The organism is Nonomuraea sp. NPDC049419 (genome assembly GCF_040676995.1).
Lineage (GTDB): Bacteria > Actinomycetota > Actinomycetes > Streptosporangiales > Streptosporangiaceae > Nonomuraea > Nonomuraea salmonea.
Map to the genome: position 1 here is coordinate 277706 of NZ_JBFAQB010000011.1, position 14268 is coordinate 291973.

Genomic DNA, 14268 nt, shown 5'->3' on the forward strand with positions numbered 1-14268 from the left:
GTCAACTCTTAATCATCGTCGTCGAGCCCGCGGGCGCTCAGCGCCTCGCCCAGCGCGTCGGCGTGCCGCAGCGAGCTGACCACCAGCGGCACCGCGAACGCCCGCAGGCTGCGCTCGACGCCCCTGGCCCGCTGCGCCTCCCTGACCCGCGTAGCCAGCGACGCCACCACCGGCACGCTGCGGATGGTCAGCGACAGCAGCAACGACAGCCGGAACGGGTCCAGCCCCACGAACCTGACCGGCGACAGCAGCCGCTCCAGCGCCGCCATCATGGCCGCCGACCGGGTGGTCAGCGTCACCAGCCCGGCCAGCGCCACCGCCAGCACCACCCGCAGCGTCGTGGCGGCGGCCGCGGCCGGCCCGGCGAAGACGAGCTGCACGCCGAACAGCATCACGGCGAACCAGCGCACCGGCTTGACCTGCGCCCACGCCGCCGCCGCGCCGACCCCGGCCAGCGCGTACAGGGCCGCCACCACGACCCCCGCCACGGCCAGCGCGAGCGGCGAGCGCAGCAGCACCAGTGCCGTGCAGGCCACGGCCAGCGCGGCCAGCTTCGCGCCGGCCGGCAGCCGGTGCAGCAGCGAATCTCCGGGTACGTAGGCGCCGGTGAGGCTGTTCACGCCATCAGCTTCCTGTAGTGGGCGATGGCCTCGGCGGGCGTGCCGTCGGCGGCCACCCGGCCATCGTCGATCACCAGCACCCGGTCGAACCCCGACAGCAGCGGCAGGTCATGGGTGACCAGGAACACCTGCTGCGGCATCTCCTCCAGCAGCTCCGCCACCTGGCGCGAGTGGCGCAGGTCGAGCAGCGTGGTGGGCTCGTCCATGACGAGGATCTCCGGCTCCAGCACCATCACCGAGCACAGCGCCAGCAACTGCTTCTGCCCGCCGGACAGGTGGTGCGCGGGATGGTCGGCGTGACCGGCCAGGCCGTAACGGCCGAGCACCTCGCCCACCCGCCGGTCCACCTCCTCGCGCGTCAGGCCCTTGCGGCGCAGCGAGAACGCGACGTCCTCGGCCACCGTCGGCATGACGATCTGCGCGTCGGGATCAGTGAACAGGAACCCCACACCGCGCCTGATCTTGGCGCCGTCGCGGCGGGTGTCCATGCCGAGCACGGTGACCTGACCGGACGACGGCAGCGCCAGGCCGTTGACCAGCCGGGCGAGCGTGCTCTTGCCGGAGCCGTTGGCGCCCACCACGCCCACCCGGCGCTCGGGCAGCGCCGCGGTGATGCCGCGCAGCACGTCGCGCGTGCCCAGCCGGACGTGCACGTCAGCGAATTCGATCAACTCTCACACCACCTCGAACAGGGCGGCCACGCCCATCCCGCCGCCGACCGCGGCCGCCGCCAGGCCCAGCGTGCCCTTCGGGGCCGCGGCGCTGACGAGCCCGCCGAACAACCTGGTCACCACCACCGCGCCGGTCGCGCCCCACGGGTGCCCGAGCGCCAGCGCGCCGCCGCCGGGGCACACCCGCTCGTCGTCGGCGCCCAGCGGGTCGAGCCCGAGCGCGTCGGTGACGGCCAGCACCTGCGCCGCGAACGCCTCCACGATCTCCACCACCGCGATCGACTCCATCGCCACCCCGGTACGCGCCAGCACCCGCCGGATCGCCGGCACCGGCCCCCACCCGGGCAGCTCGGGATCGCACCCGGCCACGGCCCCGGCCAGCAGCCGCAGACCCGGCAGGCCGTCGCGCAGCCCCTCCGGCACCAGGGCCACGGCGGCGGCGCCGTCACTGTTCGGGGAGGAGTTGCCGGCCGTCACCGTGCCGCCCGGCACGAACGCCGCAGGCAGCCGGGCCAGCGACGCCGCCCGCAGCGGGCGCGGACGCTGATCGTCACCGCGGCCCGCGACGGGCACGATCTCCTCGGCGAACCGTCCCGCCGCGCGGGCGGCCAGGGCGCGGGCGTGGCTGCGGCAGGCGTAGGCGTCCTGCCTTTCCCGATCGACGCCCTTGGCCGCGGCCAGCGCCTCGGCCGCCGGGCCCATGTCCGGGTCTTGGGCGCCTTCCGGGGTGAACGGCGCCCGGTCGTACGGCGTCCCGGCCCCTCTGAACGTGCGCAGCGGCGCGGTCGAGGCGCTCTCCACGCCTCCGGCGATCACCAGGTCCGCCTCGCCCGCGCGGACGGCCTGGCCGGCCAGCAGGATCGCGGCCAGTCCGCTGCCGCACTGCCGGTCCACCGTCACTCCTGGCACCTCGTGCCCGAGGCCAGCCGCCAGTGCGGAGACCCTGGCGATGTTCCCGCCGGGTCCCATGCAGTTGCCCAGCACCACGTCATCGACCGGCCGCCCCTTCAGGTCGCCTGCCACGGCGGCGATCACGGGCGCGGCCAGGTGTTCGGCGGTCAGCGACTTGTACGCGTGCCCGGCCGTGCCGATCGGCGTGCGCCGCGCCGACACCACCACGGGGGTCAGGTCCATGATCACGCCAGCCGCCTGATGGCCGGGTCGCCGCTCGCCAGCCGGGCCGCCACCAGCGCCCGCGCCGGCTTGCCCGTGGGCGTGCGGGGCAGTTCGGGCACCGTGTACCAGCGGCGCGGCCGCTGCGCCCAGTCCAGCCCGCCGCGCGCCGTCTCCTCCAGCAGCGCGCGCCGTGGCGACTCGGAGAACGGGGTCTCGATGACCGCCGCCACCACCGCGCCCAGGGACGGGTGCGGCGAGCCGACCACCACGACGTCTGCCACGCCGGGCACCTTGCGCAGCACCTCTTCGACGTCCTCCGGCACGACGGTGGCGCCGCCGGTCTGGATCGCGCCGTCGCCGCGCCCGCGTACGCGCAGCACGCCGCCCGCCCGGTACGGCTCGGCCACGTCGCCCACGCTCACCCAGCCGTCCTCGTCGCGCCGCAGCGGCCCGGCCGCCGCGCCCAGGTAGCCCTCGGCCAGCCACGGCGAGCGCACCCACACCTCGCCCAGCGGCCCCTCGCCGCGCACCTCGATCTCCGCTTCGGGAAAGGGACGCAGCCCGCGCCCGTCGGTGTCGGCGGCCACGAACGACAGCTCGGTGGCCCCGTAGTAGGCCACCACGCGCACGCCGGCGCGTTCTGCGGCCTGGCGGGCGCCGGGGGCGAGGGCGGCGCCGCCGACCACGGCCACCCGCAGCGAACCCGGCCGTTCCAGCACGTCGGGCAGCCGGTGCGGCACCAGATGCACCACGCTCGCCTCCGCCAGGTGATCGGCGAGGGCCCGCCCCGGCCAGCGTCCCGGCAGCAGAGCCGTGGCGCCGGTGGCCAGGGTGTGCAGGGCGGCGAACGCGTACAGGGAGGAGACCAGGGGGCCGGGCACGAGCACGACGTCGTCGGGGCCGATGCCGGTCAGCGCGTTCAGATGGTGGTAGGAGCCGGTCCAGGAGGCCCGGGTACGGACGATCGCCCGCGGCCGCCCGGTGCTCCCGGAACTGAAACAGGCCCAGGCGAGATCGTCAGGCCGGGCCCGCCGCCGCCCAGTGGGGCCGGCGGGGTCGGGCAAGGGCGCGGCGAGCGGCGCCGCCGGCAGGGAAGCGTCCATAGGGGGCGTCGCCGGCAAGGGCGCGGCGATCGGTGCTGCCGGCAGGGGCGTGGTGATGGGGACGGCCGGCAGGGGGGCGGTGACGGTGGTCCAGCGGTCGCGGTCCCAGGTGTGGTCGCCCACCAGGGGTGTCGCACCGGCGAGGTCGGCGGCCAGGACGGCGATGAGCAGGTCCACCGGGTCGGCCAGGCCGATGGCGGCCGTCACGCCTGGGCCGAGCCCGTTGTCCGCGAGGTGCCGGGCGGCGCCCTCGATGCGGTCGGCGAGCCGCGCGTAGGTCAGCTCGCCGCCGGGTCCGCGCACCGCGAGCCTGGAGGGTTGCTCGGCGGCGTGCGTCAGCACGTGTTCTGCTACGGGCATCGAGGGGTCAGCGCCCCCCGCCGAGGCGTTCGCGGTGCACGGCGGGCACCGCGTCGGGGTAGGCCCGCTGGACGCCCCTGACCACCACCGCCGTCAGCGCCGCCTTGATCAGGTCGCCGGGCAGGAACAGGCCGGTGAGCCCGGCCGCCGTGCTGAGGGAGACCCCGGTCACCAGCGCCTGCACCGGGATGCCGAACAGATAGATCACTCCCATGCCGCCCACCACGGACGCCACGAACAACTGGAGCACGCTCGGGCTGCGTCCGGCCCGCTCGACCAGCCAGCCGGTGACGGCCGCGCCGGGCAGCCAGCCGATGAGGAACCCGGCCGACGGCCCGGTGAACACGCCCAGCCCGCCCCGCCCGCCGGCCAGCAGCGGCAGCCCGGCGGCGACCAGCACGTACAGGACCAGGACGGCGAGCGCGCCCCGCCACGCGCCGAGGACGGCGCCGGCCAGCATCACGCCCATGGTCTGCAGCGTGATCGGGACGGCGTTGCCGAAGACGTTCAGCGTGCCGGGCAGGCCCATGACCGCGATGAGCGCGGCGAAGACGGCCACCCGCGCCAGCGTGCCCGTCGCGAGCCTCCTGCGCTGTTTCCCTTCATCCTTCATGGCGTCGATCCCACACCAGAACGGGCGGGCTCAGGCATGGAGGTATCCCACAACATTCCCTCCGATCATCTGCTGGCGATCGATACCGCGCTCACACGCCGTCCCTGCCGCACGGCGCGGCATCGAACGCGGCAGTTATGCCGTTTTGCTGGGATTTCAGGTCTTCGGCGCTCAGTGTACGGTTCGGCAAGGTGAACGTGACCGGCCGGGATGCCACCTTGAGGCTGAGGCGGATCGTGTCGGGGGTCAGGGTCGTGCGGTCGGGATAGTGCAGGCGTACGCGGTAGTCGCGCACCTCGCCGCCGTCCTCCAGGCAGGCGCGCGCCCCGTTCTCCACCCGTTTCATCAGGCCCTGGTTGATCTGCCTGCCGCGCATGGGCACCAGGTTGTAGCGCATGCTGACGCCGCGGAAGGAGGCGGCGATGAGGTGGCCGCCCTGCCAGTCGCCGTTCCCGCCCCAGTCGCCGACCTTGCCCTCGCACGAGCCGCGCGGGGCGTCCCGGTCGACGAGCGACGTGGCGACGGCTTCTGCGGGACGTCCTGCGGCGTCGGTGGTGAAGGTGTGCTCGTAGGCGCGGTAGGTGGCCGACGCTTCGAGCAGCCGCGCACAGGGCGCGGCGTCGGGCTTGAGCACGGGGGCGGAGGCGGCGGCGGTGAGCAGGAGCGCGGTGGCGCTCGCGCCGCCCAGGGCACGGCGAAGTCGGGTCGCGGGCACGGCAGGAGTCCTCTCGGAGCAGGGGGTCACCGCTCAGGAGAGGGGAGGCCGACGGCGCTGAACCGCCCGATCGGCCACCTGTCGGCTTTGTCATGACTTTCGTGCCCGTGAGAACTTTTACATAACGTTACCGTTCGGCTACTTCAAGTGGTTTCCGCAGGTAGGTCAGGCTGCGAGCCGCAGCGCCCTGGCCACCTCCCCGGTCGCCGCCGAGGTCTCGGTGGCGGAGTAGCCGCCGCGCAGCGACGCGTCGAGGTCCTTCAGGCCGTTGCCGCTCAGCGTGATCACCACCCGCAGGCCAGGCTCCAGCCCGCCCCTGGCGTGCAGGTCGAGCAGCCCCGCCACCCCGGCCGCCGACGCGGGCTCGGCGAAGACGCCGTCGCGGCGGGCGATCAGCCGGTACGCGGCGAAGATCTGCTCGTCGCTCACCGCGCCGATCAGCCCGCCCGACTCGTCCCTGGCCGCGATCGCGCCCTCCCACGTCGCAGGGTGCCCGACGTTGATCGCGCCGGCCTCCGTACGCGGCTCGGCCACGGGCGCGCCGTGCACCAGCGGAGCCGCCCCGGCCGCCTGGAAGCCCCACATGCGCGGCGGTTCGCCCGGAAAGTAGGCGCGGTAGCCGGTCCAGGTCGCGGTGATGTTGCCGCCGTTGCCGACCGGCAGGCAGTGCACGTCGGGCGCCGCGCCCAGGGCGTCCACGATCTCGTACGCGACCGTGCGCTGCCCGGCCAGGCGCAGCTCGTTGCCCACCGAGTTGACCAGCGCGACGGGGTGGTGGGCGGCCAGCTCGCGGGCGACGCGCAGGCAGTCGTCGAACGTGCCGCCGACCTCGACGACCTCGGCGCCGTACCGTACGGCCTGGGCCAGCTTGCCCAGCGCCACCCGCCCCTTGGGCACGAGCACGGCGGCGCGCAGCCCGGCGCGGGCGGCGTAGGCGGCGGCCGAGGCGCTGGTGTTGCCGGTGGAGGCGCAGATCACGGTCGCGGCGCCGGCCTCGGCCGCGCGGCTGATCGCCACCGTCATGCCGCGGTCCTTGAACGATCCCGTCGGGTTCGCGCCCTCGACCTTCAGCCAGACCTCGCAGCCGGTCAGCTCGGACAGATGGGCCGAGCGCAGCAGCGGCGTGTTGCCCTCGTTGAGTGAGATGGCCGGGGTGTCGGGGGTGACCGGCAGCCAGCGCCGGTAGGGACTGTCGATGAGGCCGTTCCAGGTAGTCATGCTCGGAACCGTAACATTCGTTTCACTTCCTCGGAATGATGTAACATTCGTCAGCATGGAGAGCGACGCGATCGTGGCCAGGCTCAGCGCCGTCTACGCCGAGCTGCCGCCAGGAGAGCGCGCGGTGGTGCGGGTGCTGCTCGACGACCACCCGTTCGCGGCGCTCGGCTCGCTGCGCGCGCTGGCCGAGCGGGCCGGGGTGAGCCCGCCGACCGCGTCCCGGCTGTTCGACCGGCTCGGCTACGCGGGCTTCGCCGACTTTCAGGCGGCCGTACGCGACGGCGCCAGAGACCGCTCACGCCTGCTCGAATACGTCACCCGCCCCGATGACGAGCCCCCGGGCGAGCTGGGCGAGGCGGCAGAGGAGCTGCGCGCCGGCCTCGACGGCACCCTGGCCGCCGTCCCCGCCCAGCTCTGCCACCGCGCCGCGGGCCTCCTGGCCGAGGCCAGGACCGTGTGGGCGCTCGGCGGGCCGCTGAGCGAGCTGGCCGCCGACTACCTCATCCGCCAGCTCGCCGGCCTGCGCCCCGGCGCGCACCGGGTGCCCGAGCCGGTCCACGCGCGCGCACGTACCGTGCTCGACCTGGGCGGGGCCGACCTGGTGGTGGCCTACGACTTCCGCCGCTACTCCCCCGCCACCGCCCGTTTCGTGCGGGCCGCGCGCGGGCGCGGCGCGCGGCTGATCCTCGTCACCGACACCTGGGGCTCGCCGCTGGCCGCCGAGGCGGAGCTGCTCATCGCGCTGCCGCGCGAGGCCGCGGGGCCCATCGCGCCGCTCACCCACGAGATCGCGGTCACCGAGCTGCTGCTCGTCGCCACCGCCGCCCGCCTGGCCCCGGCCGACCGGCTGGCCGACCTCGACGCGCTCACGCAGTCGCTGTGAGCCGCTTGTAGAAGAAGCTGCACTCGCGCAGCGTGCCGTCGGGCGAGCCGGCGTAGTCGGGGACGACGCCGAAGCGGGTCCAGCCGCACGTGAGATAGACGTGCTCGGCCGCGCTGCCGGTCTCGGTGTCGAGCATCAGCAGGTCGAGGCCGGCCGCCCGCGCCTCCCGCTCGGCGGTGGCGAGCAGGGCGCGCGCGTGGCCGCGGTTGCGTGCCGCGCGGTGCACGATGAGCTTGATGATCTCGCCACGGTGGCGGGAGTTGGCCTTCGGCGAGGGGACGAGGCCGACGGTGCCCACGACGGCGCCGTCCTCGCGGCAGGCCCACACGATGAGCTCGCCGGCCGCGACGGCGGGGGCCTGCGCGCGCCACCAGGCGGCGGCGTCCTCGATGTCGAACGGCGTGACGAACCCCAGCGAGAAGCCGCCCTCCACGGCGTCGGCCAGCAGCGCGGCCAGCTCCTTGACGCAGGTCTCGAACTCGGCCGGGGACAGGCGGCTGATCGTGCGCATGCGGGCTCCTCCTAGGGCAGGACGACGAAGATCGCGTACCGGACCGGGCCGGGACCGGGGCAGCGGAACCTGGACGGCCCCCACAGGCGGAAGCGCAGGCAGTCGCCGGCCTCCACGGCATGCGTACGCCCGTCGAAGGTGATCTCCACCGACCCCTCCAGCACCCAGATGTGCTGCTCAAGGCCAGGGACGGGCGGCGCGTCGTAGGCGATGTCGGCGCCCGGCCGCAGCCGCCCCTCCACGACCTCGCCGCGCAGCCCGGGGTGGGGCGGCGAGACGGAACGGCGCACGAACCCGGACGACTCGTCCCGCCACACCTGCTGCGCCCCGGCCGCCACCACCTGCGGCGGCTCGGTCTCGACCTCGGCCAGCAGCCGCGACATCGTCCGCCCGTGCACCTCGCACAGCTTGCCGAGCAGCGCCGCCGTCGGGCTGATCTCGCCGCGCTCCAGCCGCGACAGCGTCGAGCGGCTGATGCCCGACCTGCTCGCCAGCTCCTCCAGCGACCAGTCACGCTCGATGCGCAGCTGGGCGAGGCGGTCGGCGAGCCGGCTCTCCACATCGCCTCTCATATCCGGGATGATATCCCAGATCTGAGAAATCAGCGCCGGCGGATCTTGATGTCGCGCATGTCCGTCACGCCGATGCGCAGCACCTCGTACGGCTGCCCGTACGCCTCAAGCGCCGCCATCGCCCCCAGAGCCGCCTCGTCATCGCCGTCCTCCGGCTCGGCCGGCACCTGGCAGCGGAAGGTGAACACCGACACGCTCTGATCGTGGGTGAACGTGCCCGCCTCGGTGAACGCCGTCCCGGCCGCCGCCCGCACCGCCTCCCGCCCGGCGTCGTCGACCCCTTGGAACTTCCCGCTGATCGTCACCCGGAACATCACGTCACTCCCCTCGTACGGCATAAGCCAGCACCTTCTCGCCGAGCACGCTCTCGGCCGCGTCCAGCAGCTCCAGCACGGCCTCGGCGATGGCGTCCGGCTGCTCGCCCGCGGCCGTACGGCGGCCGATCTCGCTCAGCACCAGCGCGTGCAGGCTGCCGATGTGCCAGGCGACCACGCGGGGCAGCGGATCCTCCGGCCCCTCGCCGCACTCCTCGGCCAGCAGACCGGTCAGCTCGCCGGTCATGCGCTGCCCCAAGTCCTCCAGCCGCGCGGTCAGCGTAGGCGCGGCCCGCATCATCTCCAGCACCCGCCCGAACCCCGGCGTCAGGCCCACGCGGCGCTCACGCTCGCGCACCTCCTGCCGCAGCCGCGCCAGCACCGCCCCGGCCGCCGACTCGCCGGGCGCGCGCCCGGCCACGATGTCGGCCAACCGGCGGGGCGAGGCCTCCTCCGGCGGCAGCACCAGGTCCTCTTTGGCCTGGAAGTAGTTGTAGACGGTGTTCACCGACACCTCGGCGGCGGCCGCGACCTCGGCGATCGTCACGTTGTCGAAACCGCGCTCGACGAACAGGCCGACGGCCACCTCGGAGATGTGCTGCCGCGTGCGGCGCTTCTTCCGCTCGCGCAGTCCTTCTGTCATGCCGCTGGAGCGTACTGTAAATTTGCAATCCACTGCAATTTTTATCCGGGCACGCCGAAGGGGGCGCGTGATCAGTGGTGAGAGAGGTCGGCTACGCCGAAAGCTGTGGCGCCGGGCCCGGACGCAACGTCAGCATACGTCCGGCGTGTCCCTCATGTCACAGGGGCACGCCGGACGTCCGCGTCAGTTCAGCAGCGCGACGAGCTGCCGCTCCTCGTAGTCGAGGTGCATCTCCAGCTCCTTGGTGAGCCGGTCCACGCCCGCGATCAGGTCGGCGGGCGCGACGTCGTCGGCCGACAGCAGTGACTTGAGCTCCTCCAGCAGGCGCGCCACCACCTCGTGCTCGGCCCGCAACCGTCGCATCGCGGGAGCCAGCTCCGGATACTGCCGCTCCAGGCCGGGGAACAGGCCGTTGTCCTCGTGCGAGTGGTGGATGTGCAGCCCGGCGCACATGGTCAGGCAGTTGATCCGCAGCTGCGCGGCCAGGCGCGGCCCCGAAGCGGCGGCCTCCCTGCGGATCAGGGCCAGCTCGCGGCGGAAGGCGTCGTGGATGTCCTTGAGCGCGTCGCCCATGCGCCGCCCGGCCGGCGGCCCGAACTCGGCCTGCACGAGCGCCACCACCGGCAGTGTGCGGCCCGAGCGCTCTTCGTAGGCGGCCCAGCCCGGGTCCATCTCGACGGCGCGGGCGAACACGCGCTCGCGCTCCTCGCCCTCCAGGACGACGGCGTCGGCCGCGTACGTGAAGATGCCGTCCTCCACGGTGACCCGGGGGTTGGCGCGCAGGTTGTGGTACCAGGCCGGGTGCTTGGGCGAGCCGCCGGCCGAGGCGATGACGAGCACACGGTCCTCGTCGGGCAGGTAGCCGAGCGGGGTGGTGTGCGGGGCGCCCGATTTGGCGCCGACGGTGGTCAGCAGCAGTAGCCTGCCGCCCTCGAAGGGGCCGCCGACCTGGCCGCGGTTGGCTCGGAACTCGTCGATGACCTGCTGGTTGAAGTTTTCCGGCATGCTGGAAGAAGGCTCCCTGAAGATCGGTGTTTTGGACATGCTTCGACCCGCGCGGACATGCCGGCGCGCGGGTGCTTACGACACCGCAACAGGCATGGGAAGACGCACGGGTGCGGTGTGCTCAGGCACGACCGACGGTGTGAGTGTCCACGGCGTCATCCCCTTTGATTCGGCGCCTCCATGCCACGACCGTCCTCCCGGCCGGCGACACGCGACGCGACCGCCATTACGCCCATATCGGCCGGAGTCTGTCAACCGATCCCGGTCGTCGGGAGCCTGAGTACAGTAACGAAAGTGAGTAAGACCGATCAGGACGAGCCGGCCTGCTCCATCGAGCGCAGCCTGCAGATCCTCGGTGAGCGATGGACCCTGCTGATCCTGCGTGAGATCTTCCGCGGCAGGCACCGCTTCGCCGACATCAAAGACTGTCTGGGCATCGCGCCCAACCTGCTCAGCGCCCGGCTGAAGACGCTGGTCGCCGCCAGGGTGCTGCGGACGTACACCTATCAGGAGCCGGGCAGCAGACAGCGCCGCAGCTACCACCTCACCCCGGCCGGCGCCGACCTGCAGGTGGTGCTGGGCGCGCTGCAGCAGTGGGGCGACGAGCACCGCCCGCGCCCGTCCGGGCCCTCGGCCCTGCGCAGGCGACGCTCCACCGGCGAGCCGGTGCACGTCGCGTTCGTCGACGGCGAAGGCCGCGAGGTGACCGGAGAGGACGTGATGATCGACATCCGGCCGTGATCGGTGACATGGCTTTGCCCGAGGTTGAGATAGGGCGCGGACCCACGGGGCAGGCCCACCCAGCACGCCTGCGGTCTCGGCGGGCCAGCGGAGAAAGGAAAGCGCCATGACCACTGTGCGGGCCGACGCGTCCGGCCAGTTCACGATCGCGAACGTTCTTCCCGTCAACCGGCTCGGTTACGGCACCATGCAGCTCACCGGGAAAGGGGTGTGGGGGCCTCCGGCCGACGAGGACGAAGCCGTCCGCGTGCTGCGCCGCGCGGCCGAGCTCGGCGTCACGCTCTTCGACACCGCCGACTCCTACGGCCCGCTGGTCGCCGAGCCGCTGCTGCGGCGGGCGCTCGCCCCGTACGACGAGAGCATCGTCATCGCCACCAAGGCCGGACTCACCCGGCAGGGCCCCGACCAGTGGACCCCCGTCGGCCGGCCCGCCTACCTGCGCCAGCAGTGCGAGATGAGCCTGCGCATACTCGGGCTCGAGCGCATCCCGCTGCTCCAGCTCCACCGCGTCGACCCCGAGGTGCCGATCGAGGACCAGGTCGGCGAGCTCAAGGCACTCCAGGACGAAGGCAAGATCGCCCACATCGGCCTGTCGGAGGTCAGCGTCGAGCAGATCGAGCAGGCCCGCGCCGTCGCCCCGATCGCCACCGTCCAGAACCTCTACAACCTGGCCAACCGCTCCGCCGAGAGCGTGCTCGACTACTGTGAGCGCAACCAGATCGGATTCATCCCGTGGTTCCCGCTGGCCACCGGCGGGCTGGTCAAGCCGGGCGGGCCGCTCGACGCGATCGCCTCGCGGCTGTCGGCCACGCCGTCGCAGCTGGCGCTCGCATGGCTGCTGCGCCGCTCCCCGGCGATGCTGCCGATCCCCGGCACCTCCTCGATCGCCCACCTGGAGGAGAACGTCGCCGCCGCCGGCCTCGAATTGACCGACGACGACGTCGCCGAGCTGTCGGCCGCCGTCAGCTGACCGAGCCGATCCGGCCCGCACGTCCGGCGAGCACCGCCGCGCAGGCGGCCACGACCGCGAGGCCGCGCCGCCGGTGGGGCCGCCGGTGCCGGGCCTGCCGGGACAGGGCCTGCTGGGGCCGCCGGCGAAGGCCGGCCGGCCCGTGGCCGCGTAGATCATCGTGCCCGCCCAGGAGAACAGGTCGCAGGCGGCGCTCGGCGGCAGGTCGTCGAACTGCTCGGGCGACATGTAGGCGGGCGTGCCGATCGGCGTGGTGGAGCGGGTGGCCGTGTCCAGCGGCGAGGCGATCCCGAAGTCGATCAGCACGGGCCCTTCGCTGCCCATGATCACGTTGCTCGGCTTGATGTCGCGGTGCACGATCCCGGCCGCGTGGATCGAGGCGAGCGCCGTCAGGGTGGTGACGGCGAGCCGCTCCAGCGCGCTGCCGCCGCGCGGCCCGTCCTCCTTGACCAGCCGCTCCAGCGAAGGCCCGGCGACGTACTCGCTGACGATGTACGGGCGTTCCCCGGCGAAGCCGGTCTCCAGCACCCGGGCCGTAGCGAAGCCCGCCAGCCCCCGCACGATGTCCGCCTCCCGCTGGAAGCGGCGGCGCATGGGGCGGTCGGCCGCGAAGAAGGGGTGCAACACCTTGATCGCCACCCGCCGCCCGTCGGGCGACGCGCCGAGGAAGACCGTCCCCTGGCCGCCCTCCCCCAGCCGCCCCAGCACCCGGTGGCCGCCGATGTGCGCCGGGTCGCCGCGGCTCGGCACCGGAAGATCCTGCATGATCCGTCACCTCTCTCGAGCTCGTGCGGTGGCCTCGCGGCGCCATAGGCGGCCGCGGCGGCGCCGGTCTGGGGCCGGAACGGTCATCGCGGGGCTCCTCGGTAAGTCGTCTTCGCCCCTGATGTACTCTTCGACGGCCGGTAACAGCAACGTGACCAGGTCACTTACGGGTGACGGGGAAGCGGGGGGCCGATGTCGCATCAGCGCGAAGCCGACAGGGTGCTGCGTTCGCGGGGCAAGGCCTGTCTCGACCACGATCCCGACGTGCTGCGGTCCGTCCTGGACCGCGTGGCCGATCGGTGGAGCCTGCTCCTGATCGGGCTGCTGGAGGAGAGGCCGATGCGCTTCACCGAGCTGCTGCGGGTCGCGCCCGGCATCTCGCGCCGCATGCTGTCGGTGACGCTGCGCGGCCTGGAGCGTGACGGGCTGGTCAAGCGGGTGGCCTATCCGGAGATCCCGCCCAGGGTCGAGTACGAGGTCACGCCGTTCGGGCGCAGCCTGTCGGAGCCGGTGCTGGCGCTGGCCCGCTGGACGCTCGACAACCAGGACACCATCCGCGCCAACAGGGACGCCTTCGACGAGGCGACCGGCGGCTGAGCCTGTTACGCCCGGGTGACCACGGTTCTGTTGAAGTGACCGATCACCGGCCTGTAGTCAGTAGTGCGAGGCCGGCGCAGCGCATGTCGCCCACCTCGACCTGCGACGTCTCCCCCCGCCATCGCCCTGCCTCCAGGGCCGCTCCGGCTACGCCGCGTCACGGGCCGCTCGCACATCGGAACCCTCGAAAGGACCCCGTGATGACCCGCATCGGCATCATCCTCGGCAGCACCCGTCCCGGCCGCAACGGCGAGCAGGTGGCGCAGTGGGTGCTGGAGCACGCCTCCCGCCGCCCCGACGCCACCTTCGAGATCGTCGACCTGCTGCACTACCCGCTCCCCCACCTCGACGAGCCCATGCCACCGGCCTACGGCCAGTACCAGAACGAGCACACCAAGGCGTGGGCGGCCAAGATCCGCTCGTTCGACGGCTTCGTCATGGTGACGCCCGAGTACAACCACTCCACCTCGGGGGTGCTGAAGAACGCCATCGACTACCTGTTCGCCGAGTGGAACAACAAGGCGTTCGGCATCGTGTCGTACGGCAGTGTCGGCGGCGCCCGCGCGGCCGAGCACCTGCGGCTGATCGGCGGTGAGCTGAAGCTGGCGGACGTGCGCACCAACGTGACGCTGTCGCTGTTCGCCGACTTCGAGGGCTTCACCAAGCTCGCGGCCGGCGAGCACCAGGTGGCGGCCTTGTCGACCATGCTGGACGAGGTGCTGGCCTGGAGCCGCGCCCTCGCCCCGCTCCGCCAGGCCGCCTGACAGTGATGATGGAGGTGTGAGCGCTTCCCGTCAGGGTCTGACCCACCGCCTGACTGACCTTGTGGTCCTCAACGGGATCTGTCGGCC

Annotated in this window: 17 protein-coding genes and 1 pseudogene; 5 read left to right on the forward strand and 13 right to left on the reverse strand. The window is 73.2% G+C overall.

Features of this window, described 5'->3' with window-relative positions; translation table 11 throughout:
• Positions 1–8: 8 nt before the first annotated feature.
• From AB0K12_RS29770 to thrC, 7 genes are all read right to left on the reverse strand, one after another.
• Positions 9–620, reverse strand: a complete 612-nt coding sequence (locus AB0K12_RS29770; protein ID WP_364568261.1) for an energy-coupling factor transporter transmembrane protein EcfT — start codon at positions 618–620, stop codon at positions 9–11.
• The gene (locus AB0K12_RS29775) at positions 617–1291 is read right to left on the reverse strand and encodes an ABC transporter ATP-binding protein (RefSeq protein WP_364568264.1); all 675 of its coding nucleotides are present in this window, start codon (positions 1289–1291) and stop codon (positions 617–619) included. The genes AB0K12_RS29770 and AB0K12_RS29775 overlap by 4 nt, the downstream gene beginning before the upstream one ends.
• Positions 1292–1294: 3 nt before the next feature.
• Positions 1295–2425, reverse strand: coding sequence for a thiolase family protein (locus AB0K12_RS29780; protein WP_364568319.1), 1131 nt, complete (start codon positions 2423–2425; stop codon positions 1295–1297).
• Positions 2426–2427: 2 nt separating this feature from the next.
• On the reverse strand, positions 2428–3852 hold the full coding sequence (locus tag AB0K12_RS29785) for a class I adenylate-forming enzyme family protein (RefSeq protein WP_364568267.1): 1425 nt from the start codon (positions 3850–3852) through the stop codon (positions 2428–2430).
• Between the two features lie 25 nt (positions 3853–3877).
• Entirely contained in the window at positions 3878–4483 is a 606-nt protein-coding gene (locus tag AB0K12_RS29790) for a biotin transporter BioY (RefSeq protein WP_364568270.1), read from the reverse strand.
• A gap of 91 nt (positions 4484–4574) precedes the next feature.
• Positions 4575–5198 carry a DNA/RNA non-specific endonuclease gene (locus AB0K12_RS29795; RefSeq protein ID WP_364568273.1) on the reverse strand — a complete coding sequence of 208 codons (624 nt, stop codon included), beginning with the start codon at positions 5196–5198 and terminating at the stop codon, positions 4575–4577.
• A 165-nt stretch (positions 5199–5363) separates the two neighbouring features.
• Positions 5364–6416 carry a threonine synthase gene (thrC, locus tag AB0K12_RS29800; RefSeq protein ID WP_364568276.1) on the reverse strand — a complete coding sequence of 351 codons (1053 nt, stop codon included), beginning with the start codon at positions 6414–6416 and terminating at the stop codon, positions 5364–5366.
• 55 nt (positions 6417–6471) lie between these two features.
• Between thrC and AB0K12_RS29805 the strand changes: the two genes are divergently transcribed.
• A complete protein-coding gene (locus AB0K12_RS29805) occupies positions 6472–7299 on the forward strand; it encodes a MurR/RpiR family transcriptional regulator (protein ID WP_364568278.1) in 828 nt (275 codons plus the stop codon).
• On the opposite strand, the gene AB0K12_RS29810 is transcribed toward AB0K12_RS29805, so the two are convergent.
• The 5 genes from AB0K12_RS29810 to AB0K12_RS29830 form a co-directional block, all read right to left on the reverse strand.
• Positions 7283–7810 (reverse strand): GNAT family N-acetyltransferase, encoded by a 528-nt coding sequence (locus AB0K12_RS29810; RefSeq protein ID WP_364568281.1) that lies wholly within the window; start codon positions 7808–7810, stop codon positions 7283–7285. The genes AB0K12_RS29805 and AB0K12_RS29810 overlap by 17 nt on opposite strands.
• Positions 7811–7821: 11 nt before the next feature.
• The gene (locus AB0K12_RS29815) at positions 7822–8382 is read right to left on the reverse strand and encodes an XRE family transcriptional regulator (protein ID WP_364568284.1); all 561 of its coding nucleotides are present in this window, start codon (positions 8380–8382) and stop codon (positions 7822–7824) included.
• Positions 8383–8411: 29 nt separating this feature from the next.
• On the reverse strand, positions 8412–8720 hold the full coding sequence (locus AB0K12_RS29820; protein ID WP_364568287.1) for a DUF6204 family protein: 309 nt from the start codon (positions 8718–8720) through the stop codon (positions 8412–8414).
• Complete coding sequence (locus tag AB0K12_RS29825) at positions 8701–9339, reverse strand: TetR/AcrR family transcriptional regulator (RefSeq protein ID WP_364568289.1); 639 nt, start codon at positions 9337–9339, stop codon at positions 8701–8703. Before AB0K12_RS29825 ends, AB0K12_RS29820 begins: the two co-directional genes overlap by 20 nt.
• 183 nt (positions 9340–9522) lie before the next feature.
• Positions 9523–10344 carry a nitroreductase/quinone reductase family protein gene (locus AB0K12_RS29830; RefSeq protein WP_364568291.1) on the reverse strand — a complete coding sequence of 274 codons (822 nt, stop codon included), beginning with the start codon at positions 10342–10344 and terminating at the stop codon, positions 9523–9525.
• Between the two features lie 294 nt (positions 10345–10638).
• Here AB0K12_RS29830 and AB0K12_RS29835 point away from each other — a divergent pair, with 294 nt between their 5' ends.
• Both AB0K12_RS29835 and AB0K12_RS29840 read left to right on the forward strand, forming a co-directional pair.
• Positions 10639–11085, forward strand: a complete 447-nt coding sequence (locus AB0K12_RS29835) for a helix-turn-helix domain-containing protein (RefSeq protein WP_364568294.1) — start codon at positions 10639–10641, stop codon at positions 11083–11085.
• 106 nt (positions 11086–11191) lie between these two features.
• Positions 11192–12055, forward strand: coding sequence for an aldo/keto reductase (locus AB0K12_RS29840; RefSeq protein ID WP_364568297.1), 864 nt, complete (start codon positions 11192–11194; stop codon positions 12053–12055).
• A gap of 135 nt (positions 12056–12190) precedes the next feature.
• Here AB0K12_RS29840 and AB0K12_RS29845 read toward each other — a convergent pair.
• Positions 12191–12820, reverse strand: a pseudogene (locus tag AB0K12_RS29845) (serine/threonine-protein kinase); the annotation flags it as partial.
• Positions 12821–13012: 192 nt separating this feature from the next.
• Here AB0K12_RS29845 and AB0K12_RS29850 point away from each other — a divergent pair.
• Both AB0K12_RS29850 and AB0K12_RS29855 read left to right on the forward strand, forming a co-directional pair.
• Positions 13013–13417: a helix-turn-helix domain-containing protein gene (locus AB0K12_RS29850; RefSeq protein ID WP_364568300.1), complete on the forward strand. Its 405-nt coding sequence runs from the start codon at positions 13013–13015 to the stop codon at positions 13415–13417.
• Between the two features lie 200 nt (positions 13418–13617).
• Positions 13618–14181 (forward strand): NAD(P)H-dependent oxidoreductase, encoded by a 564-nt coding sequence (locus AB0K12_RS29855; RefSeq protein ID WP_364568303.1) that lies wholly within the window; start codon positions 13618–13620, stop codon positions 14179–14181.
• The last annotated feature ends 87 nt before the right edge of the window (positions 14182–14268 follow it).